An 11,464-nucleotide genomic window follows, 5' to 3' on the forward strand; every position below is an offset into this window, starting at 1 on the left:
AGGGGGCTCAGGTGAGCGACGTGCTGCACGACAAGCTGCAGGCCCTGGACGCCAGCCAGGCGCGCGCGGTGCTGGAGGCACTGCTGCGCGCCTACACCCAGCCGGTGTTCGGCGCGCTGCCCAAGTCCGAGCTGGAGGTGGCCATGCTGCACGCGCTGCAGACGGTGGGCCTGCTGCCGGCCCAACCCACGCTGTATGAGCTGATCGCGACCCTGCGCGTGACCCGGCCCAAGGCGCGCGCGCTGCTTTATGCACTGGAGCTGCGCCGCTCCGACGCCGGCTCGCTCGACGCGCGCCTGAAGGCCTTGCTGCGCGAGCCGCTGCTGCTGAAGAACGGCGAACTGTTCGGACTGGAGATCGAGAACCCGCTGCTCGCCGACCATCTGAAGGCGCGGCTGCAGGCGCTGGGTCATGCCAGTGACGGCAGCTTCTCCGCGACCCTGGTCACGCTCAAGGCCGAGGCCCTGGCCGCGCTGCTGGTGTCCTGCCTTGGCGAGGAAGACCAGGAGCGCGCGCGCAAGGCCCTGGTCAAGGCCGGCGCGCCGGACCGCTCGCTGCAAGGCCTGCTGGTGGGCGCGCTGAAGAAGCTGGGCAGCAAGCTGGCCGGCGAAGCGGGCTCGGCCGTGACGGGCGCTTTCGGCGACAAGCTCTCGGACTATCTGGGGCCGCTGCTGGACGTGGCGCTCAAGCCGCTGGGCGACACCTTGGGGAAGCTGCTGAAATGAAACGCCGTTCTCTGCTGATGATGCTGCCGCCGCTCATGGCGGTCCTGCTGGCGGCGCCGGTCGCTGCGCAGCCGCGCCAGAACCTGTGGGTGGAGCTGCGCTGGGTCGAGCAGACCCTCAGTGCCGCCGCGGTGGCCGGCGTGCGCGATGGTGCGGTGGTCGTGGGCACCGGCGGCAGCGTGTCGCCGCGGGGTCAGGTCGTGCTGGGCACGCGGCGCGAGGATGAAAACCAGCGCCAGATCCAGCGCCTGCTGGTGCTCAATGGCAGCCAGGCCAGCATCCAGTTGGGCGAGACGGTGCCGGTGCAATGGGTGGATGTGGGCCTGCAGCGCCAGAACGGCGCGCAGGACCGCGTCTACGCGCTGCCGCGCCAGGGCGTGGTGGAGCGCACCCAGGGCTTCACGCTGAAGCCGCGCTGGCCCGGCGGCCGCGCGCCGGTGACGGTGGAGTTCAGCCAGCAGGCCAGCGAACCGGCGACGCAGGCGCCGCCGTCGGGGCCGCCTGGGGCCGAGGCGCGCAGCCAGGTCCAGGTCGCCAGCACGGTGCAGGTGCCGCTGGGGCAGTGGGTCACGGTGGCGCGCAGTGGCGCAGCGCTGCAGGCGCGCGAGCGCGGCACGCTGAGCACCCGCGATGCCGAGCAGGTCCACCAGCGCGAACTGCAGATCCGCATCGACCCCGCGCCCTGATCCCCGGGAATCGCACAGTTCGGGTTTTTGGTATTTGATTGGTACTAGATTGGCATTAAGCTGAGGGCTCCTCAGGAGGAGAACCCATGCTGCGTCGCTTGCCATTGCCCGCCCGCTCGTCCCCCCGTCTGGTCACCGCCTTGCTGGCCGCGGGTCTGGCGGGACTGCTCTCCGGTCCGGTCGCGGCCCAGCCCGCCACCCCGCAGGCGCGCGGCGACGCCGCGCTGTTCGACGCCCAGCCGCGCGCCTTCGACGGCCGCAGCGGCAAGGTGGTCGGCGTCTACGTGCCCAACTGGGAAGACCCCGGCCTGCTGGAGCGCGTGCCGGCGCGCAACCTCACCCATGTGCTCTATGCCTTTCTGCGCCTCTGCGGTCCCGGCCAACTGCCCAAGGACGCCGCGGCCTGCGTTGGCAAGAAGGACTTCGAGCTGACCGACGGCGCGCTGGAGCGCCGCTTCGACGGCGTCTTCGCCCGCGCCAAGGCGCGCGCGCCGCAGCTGCAGGTGCTGGCCTCGGTGGGCGGCTGGGGCGGGTCCGACCCCTTCTTCCACCTCGCCGGCGTGCCCGAGCACCGGGCCGCCTTCGTGGAGGCCTGCGTGCGCTTCCTGCGCGCCCACCCGGCATTCGACGGCATCGACATCGACTGGGAGCACCCGGGCGGCAATGGCGCGGCCAACGGCGTGCCACTGGGCGGCGCGCAGGACGGCGCGCATTACGCGCTGCTGATGCAGGAGCTGCGCCGCGCGCTGGATCAGCTCGGGCGTGACAGCGGCCGGCGCTACCTGCTCAGCACCGCGGTCAACAGCGGCCAGACCATCGTCCAGCGCATCGACTTCCGCGCCGCGGCGCCGGCGCTGGACCTGGTTTTCATGATGAGCTACGACTTCCACGGCGGCTGGTCCGAGCGCGTGGGCCACCACAGCACGCTGCGCAGCTCGTCCGCCCAGGCCGACGACAGCCTGGAGCGCTCCACGCGCAACCTGCTGGAGGCCGGCGTGCCGGCGTCCAAGCTGGTGGCCGGCGTCGCCATGTATGGGCGCGGCTTCGCCGGCGTGCGGCTGGCCCGGGGCGAGCCGCCCACCGGGGCCGCCAAGACCGGTGCCTGGCCCGCGCCCGAAGGCGCGCTGAGCTACCGCGAGATCGCCGCGCAGGCGCTCGGGCCGCGCGGTCAGGGGGCCCGCGGCTTCCAGCTGCGCCTGGATCCGGTCACCCAGGGCTATGCGCTCTATCACCCCGGCAAGGGGCTGTGGATGGGCTATGACGACCCGCGCGCGGTGCTGGCCAAAGGGCGCTTCGCGCGCGAACAGGGGCTGGCCGGCGTGTTCGCGTGGGAGCTGAGCCAGGACAACGGGGCGCTGCTCAACGCGATGAATGCCGGCGTCGGCAACCAGCCGCTGGACGAGGCGCCGCCGGCACGGCGCTGACGCGGCCATGGGGCCTCGTCTTGCTGAGGCAGATCAAGACCTGGCCCCCGCGCCGGCGCGAGCATGGGGTATGAACGCCCAACGCATCCTGCTGATCCAGGGCCACCCCGACGGCGCGGCCCGCCACCTGTGCCATGAGCTCGCCGAGGCCTATGCCGCGGGCGCTGCCGAGGGCGGCCATGCGCTGCGCCGGCTGGACATCTCGACGCTGGAGTTCCCGCTGCTGCGCTCGGTGCAGGACTGGGAGCACGGCGAGGTGCCCGAGCCGCTGCGCCCGGCGCAGCAGGACATCCTCTGGTGTAGCCATCTGGTGCTGGTCTTCCCGCTCTGGCTGGGCGACATGCCGGCGCTGCTGAAGGGTTTTCTGGAGCAGGTTGCGCGGCCGGGCTTCGCCTTCCACCGCGGGGCCAAGAACCCGATGCAGGCCAAGGCGCTGGACGGGCGCTCGGCGCGCGTGATCGTCACCATGGGCATGCCGGCGCTGATCTACCGCTACGTGTTCCATGCCCACAGCGTGAAATCGCTGGAGCGCAACATCCTCGGCTTCGTCGGTTTCGCGCCGGTGCGCGAGACCCTGGTGGGCGGCGTGGACCAGCTCGGCGAGGCGGGCGTGCTGGGCTGGCGCGACAAGCTGCGCGTGCTGGGGCGGGACGGCGTCTGACCCGGCGCGCGGCCGTGCTCAGCGGCGCTGCTCGGCCAGCCAGGCGGCGATGCCTTCACCCATCTGTTGCAGCAGCAGCTGGCGCCGGCGCAGCTCGGCGCGCTTGCGCGAGGGCACGCTCTCCGGGTCGCGTTCACCACAGCCCTGCACCGGCAGCACATACCAGCCGTCGGCCGCCGGGTGGGCGCCCAGGTCGCACCACAGCGACTCGTGCCGGGTGTGCATGCGGCGGCGGCGCCAATGGTTCAGCACGATGCGGTGCGGGTCGCCGACCAGTCGCAGTTCGACCGCGCCCAGCGCCTGCGCGAACAGCCGCGCGGCGTCGACCAGCAGCGCGGCGGGGCGGCGTCCATGGGCGCTGCGCGTGGCGGTGCGGATCAGGGGCAGCGCGTCGTCCGCGCTGCTGCCCTGCAGCCGGCCCACCTGCAGCGCCAGGCCATGCGCGCTCTCGCAGAGCACGAAGGACAGGCTGTACAGCACGCGCTGGTCCAGCAGCAGGCGCAGGCTCATCTCGCCTTCACGGTGGCCTTCGTGGATGGCCATCAGTTCGATGCTGAGGTTTTCGCCGGCCTTGCCTTCGGCCAGCCAGACCGTCTGCGCCCGCGCATGGGCGCGCGCCGCCAGGCCTTCCAGGCCCAGCGCGGCGAGCAGCCGGTAGTGCGTGCGCAGCACTGCCACGCGCTGGGCCAGGCCCAGACGCGCGTCCAGATAGGGCCTGCAAGGCTTGCAGGCCACACGCGGTTCCGTCAGCCGGCCCAGCACCGGATGGGCGGCGGCGAAGCGCAGCCATTCCATCAGCGCGGAGGGCGCGAGGCCGGCGGTCAACGCGAGCTTGGTCCAGTCCTTGGCGCGCAGCCTCTGGCGGCGCAGGTAGGCCCAGACGGCGGGAGTCGACTGCCGGCCTTGTGTCATCAGAAGCTGGCCTTCAGGCCCACCGAGAGCATGCGGTCCTTCAGACGCGAGGACAGCTTGCCGTAGTCGTCGAAGTCGGCCGTCAGCGAGAAGCCGGGGCTGAGCTTGTACTCCAGCCCGACGCCGATCAGGCGCGTGGTCTTGCGGCCGTCCAGCGTGGCGCCGTCGGTCAGCACATGGGTGCTGTTGGCGCGCGCGCGCGCCACGCCCAGGCGGCCGTTCAGTGCGAAGGACTCGCCCAGCGGCAGGGTGCCGACGACCGCGCCGTAGAAGGCGGAGCCGCGTGCGGTCTGGGTCAGGTCGGCGCCGGCCTGGCGCGCGGTTTCCTTGTAGCGGCCCAGATGGACATAGCCGCCTTCCAGCGCGAAGTTCTCGCTCAGGCGGTAGCCGCCGTAGAACTTGGCACCGAAGGCGCGGCGGTCTTCCTTGATCAGCGGCGTCACGGCGCGATCGGCGCGGAACTGGCTGTAGCCCAGGCTGGCGCCGGCGTACCAGTTGCTTTGCTGCACCGGGGCGGCATGGACCTGCGACGCGGCCAACAGCGGCAGCAGCAGGGCGAGGGTCTTCATGGCATGGGGTCGAAGGGAAACGCTCACAGAACTCTCCAAGGTTGCGGACTGCAGCGCGCCGCGGGGCGGCGCGAACTCAGGCCTTGCATCGTGGAGGGGGGAACTTCAGGGTGTCTGAGCGGCGTGTGAACGTGGGCTGAAGAGGGGCGGCGGAGCGAACAACGATCGCCTCCTCTGTGCGGAGATCGCTCATTGTCACATGTTGTGAACGGTTTGCGTGTCCGGGGTTTTCACTTGCCACCTCGATGTAACCGGGGCCGCCTAAGATTCTTGCCATGATGCAAATCGCGCTGATCGCCCACGATGGCAAGAAGAAGGACATGGTGGCGCTGGCGGCCGAGTTCCGCCCGCTGCTGACCCGCTGCACGCTGATGGCCACGGGCACCACCGGCAGCCGCCTGCACCAGGAGCTGGGGCTCACGGTGGAGTGCCTGCACTCCGGCCCGCTGGGCGGCGACCTGCAGATCGGCGCGCGCCTGGCCGAGGGCCGGGTGGACGCGGTGGTCTTCCTGCGCGACCCGATGACGCCGCAGCCGCACGAACCCGACATCAACGCGCTGGTGCGCGCCTGCGACGTGCACGACGTGCCCTGCGCCACCAACGTGGCGAGCGCACGCCTGCTGCTGAAAGCCCTGGGCGGCTGAGCGCCCCCGCCGCACTACAGTCGGCACCTGAAGCGGCCCGCGTCCGGGCCCATGGGAGGCCGCGATGCCCCGACTGCTCCACCGCCGCGCGCTGCTGAAGGCGCTGTCGCTGGCCTGGCTGGGCGCCCCGCTGGCGGTCGTCGGGCAGGGCGTCGCGACCGACGCGCCGCCGTTGCGCGACTGGTTCATCTTCCTGGAAAGCGGCCAGCCCACGCCGCCCGACAAGGAGGCGGTGGCCGCGATGCAGCGCCGCCACATCGACAATTTCAAGCGCCTGTTCGGCCAAGGCAAGCTCTTCGGCGCCGGCCCCTTGCGCGACCCGGCGCGCGTCAAGCGCGGCATCGTGGTTGTGCGTGCGCACAGCCGCGAGGAGCTGATGGACTTCTTCGCGCCCGACGACTATGTGCGCGAGGGCTACATGAGCGTCCATGCCGTGCCCGCGCGCGTGCGCCAGCCGCTGGGCACGACGGACATCGACCCGAGTGGCATCGAGGAGGTGCGCATCCTGATGCTGAGCCGGCCTGCGCAGGCACCGCTGTCGGCGCAGGAGGACGCGGCGGCCGAGGCCTTGCTGCGGGAGCTGTTGGCGCGCCGCGTGCTGCATGCGGGCTACCAGCTGCAGGAAGGGCCCATCGCCGAGGTGCTGTTCGCGCGCGGCACCGACGACGCCGCGCTGCAGGCCGCGCTGGCCGACTATCCGGGGCTGGCGGACCAGCGCGTGAGCCTGAGCGTGTGGGCGCAGTGGCTGGGCAAGGGCGTGCTGCGCTGAGGCCGGTTCAGCGCGTCAGCGGCAGCGGGAAGCTCGCCAGGCTGGCATGGCCCTGGGCGGTGAGCGCCTGCACGCCGAAGACCAGGTTGTCCTTGGACAGCGGCAGCGTGACCCGCGTCTGTTCCGGCGGCAGCAGCGCGCTGCCTTCCCACATCTGCGCTTCGCTGCGGCGCCAGACCACGCGGTAGCCCGCCAGCTGCGGGTCCGTGCTCGCGGCCCAGCTCAGCGTGGTGTCGTTGCCCAGCTCGCGCGCATCGATGCGCGCGTCGCGCACCGGCGCCGGCGCCCAGGCCAGCGTCGCCAGCCCGGCGAGGTTGATGCGCGCGACATTGGCGATGTAGGCGGGGTCGGTGAACTCCACCCGATCGCCATAGACCACGCCGTTCTCGGTGCGCAGGTTCTGGTGCTGGTGCGCGAAGTTTTCGAAGGGTTCGGAGAAGCGCACCGCGGCATAGCCGCGCTCCAGGAAGGGCAGGTGATCGCCGCCGCGCAGATAGCGGTCGCGGCGCTGGATCAGCTCGATGTGGAAGCCGCTCAGGTAGCGCTCGCCCACCGCCTTCAGGTGCCGGCCCAGCTGCTGCGCCGGCAGGTCCTCGCTGCCGCCAGCCAGCGCGATGGGCTGCAGCCGCGCGCGCAGCGCCTCGTTGGCGCGCTGCTCGTCTGCGCTGGTCGCGCTGTTGCTGCGCGCGTCCACGAGCAGGCGCAGCAAGGGGTCCAGCCCATCGGCGAACAGGCGCAGCCGGCGCGGGTCGTGCTGGCCCGCGTCGCCGCGCGGGCTGCCGATGATGTCGTTGGTGATCATCGCCTCGACATTGAGGCCCTGCTGGCGCGCGCGCCGGGCCCAGTGGCGTGCGCCAAGCAGGCCCTGCTCCTCGCCGGCCACCGCCATGAAGACCAGCGTGGCGTCGAAACGCCCGCGCGCCATCGCGCAGGCCATCTCCATCACCGCGGCGGTGCCGGAGGCGTCGTCGTTGGCGCCCGGGGCCTCGCCCTGGGCGTCCATCACGTCACCGTTGCGCGAGTCGTAGTGCCCACTGACCACCAGCACGCGTTCGCGCGGCGTGCCCGCCGACGCGCCGGGCAGCGTGGCCACCACGTTGACCAGCTCGGTCGCCTCGCGCAGCCGCGGCCCCGGCGGCTCGACGAAGGCGTCCATCGTCACCTGCAGCGGCGTGCCCTGCGCGCAGTCGCGCAGCTGCTTCTCGATCCAGCGCCGCGCCGCGCCGATGCCGCGCGTGTCGGACTGGGTGTCCGACGCCGTGTGGCGGGTGCCGAAGGCGGCGAGCTGGCGGATATGGCCGGCGATGCGCTCGGCGGAGATGCGTTCCATCATCGCGAACACGCGCGCATCGGGCGGTGGCGGCGCTTGCGACACGCCCTGCGCCAGCGCGGCCGACGCCAGCGCCATCAAGCCCAGGCCCAGGCCCAGGCCCAGGCCCAGCGGCAGGCGGCGCGCCTTCATGCCCCGGCCTCGCGCGCCAGATGGCGCCGCAGGAAGTCCAGCGTGCGCTGCCAGGCCAGCGCGGCGGCGCCGGCGTCGTAGACCTCGGGGCGCGCATTGTTGAAGAAGGCGTGGTCCGCCTCGTAGTGGTGCAGTTCGGGCGCCAGGCCGGCGTCGTGCATGCGCCGCGCCAGCGCGTCCACCACGGCCGGCGTGCACCAGTCGTCGCGGCTGGCGAAATGGCCCTGGAAGGGGATGCGGATCTGCGCCGGGTCGGCGAACTCCGCCGGCGGCACGCCATAGAAGCACACCGCCGCGGCCGCCTCCGGCACATGGACCGCTGCGGCCACCGTCAGCGCGCCGCCCATGCAGAAGCCCGCCACGCCCACCGGCAGGCCGCGCGCGCGCAGATGCTGCACGGCGCCGCGCAGGTCCTGGTGGGTGGCATCGGCGAAGTCCAGTCCCGTCATCAGGTGGCTGGCCTCGTCGGCGCTGCTGGCCAGGCGGCCGCGGTAGAGATCCGGCGCCAGCGTCGTGAAGCCGGCCTGCGCGAAGCGGTCCGCGACGGCGCGGATGTGGGCGTTGAGCCCCCACCACTCCTGGATCAGCACCAGCCCCGGGGCCCGCGGCCCGGCGTCCGCCAGGTAGGCGTTGCTGGTCTGCCCGTCGGGTCGTTTGATTTCGATCATCTGTCCCATCGTGTCTCCTTCGCGGCCGGCGCCTGCACGGGTGACTATCATCGCTCAGCCTCCGCCGCGGCCCGCCGTGGCGGTGCGGATTTGCAAAGGCCGCGGAACCGACCCGGCCAGGGAGAAACAATGAGTCTGCATGCGCAGCTGTACCGATGGACGGCCCGCCAGGGCCTGGATGAGCCGCGCGCGCGGCAGTTGTGGGCGCTCAGCGGTCTGAGCGAAACACCCGCCGAACTGATGCCCCGGCTGCGCCTGGGCGCCGGCGCGCTGGCGGCCGGGCTGCTGGGCCTGGGCGTGATGATGTGGGTGGCGGCCAACTGGGCCGAGCTGCCGCGGCCGGCGCGTTTCGCCCTGCTGCAGGCGCTGCTGCTGGCCAGCCTGGCCGGCGCCGCTTGGCGGCCGGCCTGGCGTGCCGCGCTGGGCCTGCTGGGGCTGTTGACGCTGGGCGGACTGCTGGCGTTCTTCGGCCAGACCTACCCCACCGGCGCCGACGCCTGGCAGCTCTTCGCGCTGTGGGCGGCGCTGGCGCTGCCGCTGTGCTGGGGCGCGCGGTCTGAACTCGTCTGGACGCCCTGGGTGCTGATCGTCGTCACCGCGATCAGCCTGTGGATGCACACCCATGCCGGCTTCAGCTGGCGCGTCGAGCCCGACACCCTGCCGGTGCATGCGCTGGGCTTCGCGCTGCTGGGCCTGCTGTGCGTGGGCATGGCCTTCAAGCCGGCCAGCCCGGCGCAGGGCCCTTGGGCCTGGCGCGCCGCGGTGTTGTTCGCGGTGATTGCGCTGTCGGCCACGGCCATGGGTGGGCTGTTCTTCTCGCACCGCGTGGCGCCGCAGTACCCGCTGGGGCTGGGCGTGCTGGCCCTGGGGCTGGCGGCGGCCTGGATGGCGCGCGAGGTCTATGCGCTGAGCGCGCAGGCGCTGGCGCTGGACACCCTGCTGGTGGCCGGCGCGGCGCGCGAGCTGTTCTCCGGGCGCGGCGAAGCGATCGGCTCGCTGCTGCTGCTGGGCCTGCTGGCCGCCGGCTTGCTGGCCGCCAGCGTGCATCTGATCCTGCGCCGCGTGCGCCACCCCGGGGAGGCCGCATGACGCAATCCGCATGGATGGCCACCGCGCGCGCCCAGGGCCTGCTGCCCGAGGGTGACGAAACGGTGGCGGTGGGCCGGCCCTGGCCCGTGGTGTTGCTGACCGCGCTGGGGGCCTGGCTGGCGGTGCTGCCGCTGCTGGGCTTTCTGGCCCTGCTGTTCGGCTCGGCCTGGGACCAGGGGGCCACGGCCTACCTGGTCGGCGGTGCGCTGCTGGCGCTGGCCGTGACCTTGCTGCGCGCGCAAGACCTGGCGCTGTTCCTGGAGCAGTTCGCGCTGCCGCTGCTGCTGCTGGGCCTGTGCGGCCTGGGCTATGGGCTGGGCCGCGACCTGCCGCCCCGCGTGGCGGCGGTGGCCTCGCTGCTGCTGGACGCGGCGCTGATCGCGCTGCTGCCGCGCGCCTGGCTGCGCCTGTTGCTGGGCGCGGCGGCCGCGCCGCTGCTGGTGCTGCTGCTGGCGCCGCACTGGGGCTTGAGCCAGGACCCGGCGCTGTGGGGGGCCGTGCACGGCGTGCTGCTGCTGTGGGCGCTGGGCCTGGCGCTGCAACACCGCCTGGGCCTGGACGCGCGCCGTGCCGCGGTCGCGGCCGCGATGGAGCCGGTGCTGCAAGGCTGGGCACTGGCCCTGCTGGCGATGCTGGCCTGGCTGGCCGGCCCCAGCTTCATGGTGGCGGGCGCGCTGGGCGGTGGCGTGATGCGCGAGCTGGGCGGCCTGGCCTTTCGTCTGCTGGGCAGCTGGGACGGCGCCGTACTGGCGTCCCTGTCCGTGGCGGCCACGCTGGCGGCCGGCCTGGTGCTGATGCGCGCCTGGCCGGTGCTGCGCCGCTGGCGCATGCTGCCGGCGCTGCTGCTGCTGGCCGGGCTGGCCCTGCTGCTGCCCGCGCTGGGCGCCAGCCTGCTGGTGCTGGCGCTGGCGGCGAGCCGGCGCCGCTGGCCGCTGGCGATCGCCGCGGCCGCTGCTGCGCTGTGGGTGTTGGGCAGCTTCTACTACCGGCTGGACTGGCTGCTGGCCGACAAGGCGCTGGTGCTGGTCGGCGGCGGTGCGCTGCTGGGCCTGTGGGTGCGTTTCGCGTTCGGTGGCTTCACGCTGGCGTCTTCCGCCCTGGCAAGACCTGACCCCGGGGCCCGGGGCGGCAGGGTCGCGGTGCTGGCGACGGCGCTGCTGAGCCTGCTGCTGGTCAACGGGCTGATCTGGCAGAAGGAACACCTGATCGCCAGCGGCCGGCCGGTCTATGTGAAGCTGGCGCCGGTGGATCCGCGTTCGCTGATCCAGGGCGACTACATGCGGCTCAACTACGAACTGCCGGGCCAGGTCGCGGTGCAGGGGCTGTGGGGCCGGCGTCCGCGGCTGGAGTTGCGCGTGGACGAGCGCGGCATCGCCAGCGAGCCGCGCCTGCTGGCCGACGGCGAGGCGGCGCGGCCGGGCCTGCAGCTGCTGGAGCTGAGCCCGGTCAACGGCCGCTGGACCCTGGTCAGCGACGCCTGGTTCTTCGAGGAAGGCCAGGAGCCCAAGCTGCGCGCCGCCGCCTATGGCGAATTCCGCGTCCAGCCCGACGGCCGCGCGCTGCTGGTGGGACTGGTCGACGAGCAGTTGCGCCGGGTGCCTTGAGCGCGGGCCGGGGAGGGCCGGGCGTGCCCTTGCGGCGGCATCGCGCCACGGCCTCCCACCCTTTCGCGCTGTTCCTGGTCGCGGGCGTCCACGTGGCGTGCGTGGCTGGCCTCTGGCGGACAAGCCTCGGCCTCAGGGCGAAGCCAGCGTCCTCCGGTCGCATCACCGAAGTCCTGATCCGCCTGCAACCGCCTTCGCGCCCGCGGTTGGTGCAACTGCTGGCCCGCGTAGGCTGGCAAAAGGCCGTGGTG

12 protein-coding genes are annotated in these 11,464 nt (G+C 72.8%); 8 read left to right on the plus strand and 4 right to left on the minus strand.

Features of this window, described 5'->3' with window-relative positions:
- Positions 1 to 11 precede the first annotated feature (11 nt).
- The 4 genes from LZ017_RS20150 to LZ017_RS20165 all read left to right on the plus strand — a co-directional run bounded on the left by LZ017_RS20150 (position 12) and on the right by LZ017_RS20165 (position 3,496).
- On the plus strand, positions 12 to 725 hold the full coding sequence (locus tag LZ017_RS20150; RefSeq protein WP_241398720.1) for a hypothetical protein: 714 nt from the start codon (positions 12 to 14) through the stop codon (positions 723 to 725).
- On the plus strand, positions 722 to 1,411 hold the full coding sequence (locus LZ017_RS20155) for a type II and III secretion system protein (protein WP_241398721.1): 690 nt from the start codon (positions 722 to 724) through the stop codon (positions 1,409 to 1,411). Before LZ017_RS20150 ends, LZ017_RS20155 begins: the two co-directional genes overlap by 4 nt.
- Positions 1,412 to 1,497: 86 nt before the next feature.
- Positions 1,498 to 2,835: a glycoside hydrolase family 18 protein gene (locus tag LZ017_RS20160; protein WP_241398722.1), complete on the plus strand. Its 1,338-nt coding sequence runs from the start codon at positions 1,498 to 1,500 to the stop codon at positions 2,833 to 2,835.
- 70 nt (positions 2,836 to 2,905) lie between these two features.
- Complete coding sequence (locus tag LZ017_RS20165) at positions 2,906 to 3,496, plus strand: NAD(P)H-dependent oxidoreductase (protein WP_241398723.1); 591 nt, start codon at positions 2,906 to 2,908, stop codon at positions 3,494 to 3,496.
- An 18-nt stretch (positions 3,497 to 3,514) separates the two neighbouring features.
- On the opposite strand, the gene LZ017_RS20170 is transcribed toward LZ017_RS20165, so the two are convergent.
- Both LZ017_RS20170 and LZ017_RS20175 read right to left on the minus strand, forming a co-directional pair.
- Positions 3,515 to 4,408 carry a DUF535 family protein gene (locus tag LZ017_RS20170; RefSeq protein WP_241398724.1) on the minus strand — a complete coding sequence of 298 codons (894 nt, stop codon included), beginning with the start codon at positions 4,406 to 4,408 and terminating at the stop codon, positions 3,515 to 3,517.
- A complete protein-coding gene (locus tag LZ017_RS20175; RefSeq protein ID WP_241398725.1) occupies positions 4,408 to 4,977 on the minus strand; it encodes an outer membrane beta-barrel protein in 570 nt (189 codons plus the stop codon). The genes LZ017_RS20170 and LZ017_RS20175 overlap by 1 nt, the downstream gene beginning before the upstream one ends.
- A gap of 278 nt (positions 4,978 to 5,255) precedes the next feature.
- Here LZ017_RS20175 and LZ017_RS20180 point away from each other — a divergent pair, with 278 nt between their 5' ends.
- Positions 5,256 to 5,621, plus strand: a complete 366-nt coding sequence (locus tag LZ017_RS20180) for a methylglyoxal synthase (RefSeq protein WP_241398735.1) — start codon at positions 5,256 to 5,258, stop codon at positions 5,619 to 5,621.
- 64 nt (positions 5,622 to 5,685) lie between these two features.
- Positions 5,686 to 6,390, plus strand: coding sequence for a hypothetical protein (locus tag LZ017_RS20185; protein ID WP_241398726.1), 705 nt, complete (start codon positions 5,686 to 5,688; stop codon positions 6,388 to 6,390).
- Between the two features lie 7 nt (positions 6,391 to 6,397).
- Here LZ017_RS20185 and LZ017_RS20190 read toward each other — a convergent pair whose 3' ends face one another.
- Together LZ017_RS20190 and LZ017_RS20195 are read right to left on the minus strand one after the other, a co-directional pair.
- Positions 6,398 to 7,852: a M28 family peptidase gene (locus LZ017_RS20190; protein WP_241398727.1), complete on the minus strand. Its 1,455-nt coding sequence runs from the start codon at positions 7,850 to 7,852 to the stop codon at positions 6,398 to 6,400.
- On the minus strand, positions 7,849 to 8,529 hold the full coding sequence (locus tag LZ017_RS20195; RefSeq protein WP_241398728.1) for a dienelactone hydrolase family protein: 681 nt from the start codon (positions 8,527 to 8,529) through the stop codon (positions 7,849 to 7,851). Before LZ017_RS20195 ends, LZ017_RS20190 begins: the two co-directional genes overlap by 4 nt.
- Positions 8,530 to 8,649: 120 nt before the next feature.
- On the opposite strand from LZ017_RS20195, the gene LZ017_RS20200 reads away from it, so the two are divergent.
- Complete coding sequence (locus LZ017_RS20200) at positions 8,650 to 9,609, plus strand: DUF2157 domain-containing protein (RefSeq protein ID WP_241398729.1); 960 nt, start codon at positions 8,650 to 8,652, stop codon at positions 9,607 to 9,609.
- Entirely contained in the window at positions 9,606 to 11,213 is a 1,608-nt protein-coding gene (locus LZ017_RS20205) for a GDYXXLXY domain-containing protein (protein WP_241398730.1), read from the plus strand. Before LZ017_RS20200 ends, LZ017_RS20205 begins: the two co-directional genes overlap by 4 nt.
- Positions 11,214 to 11,464: the final 251 nt, after the last annotated feature.

The organism is Pelomonas sp. CA6 (assembly GCF_022549225.1).
GTDB lineage: Bacteria > Pseudomonadota > Gammaproteobacteria > Burkholderiales > Burkholderiaceae_C > Roseateles.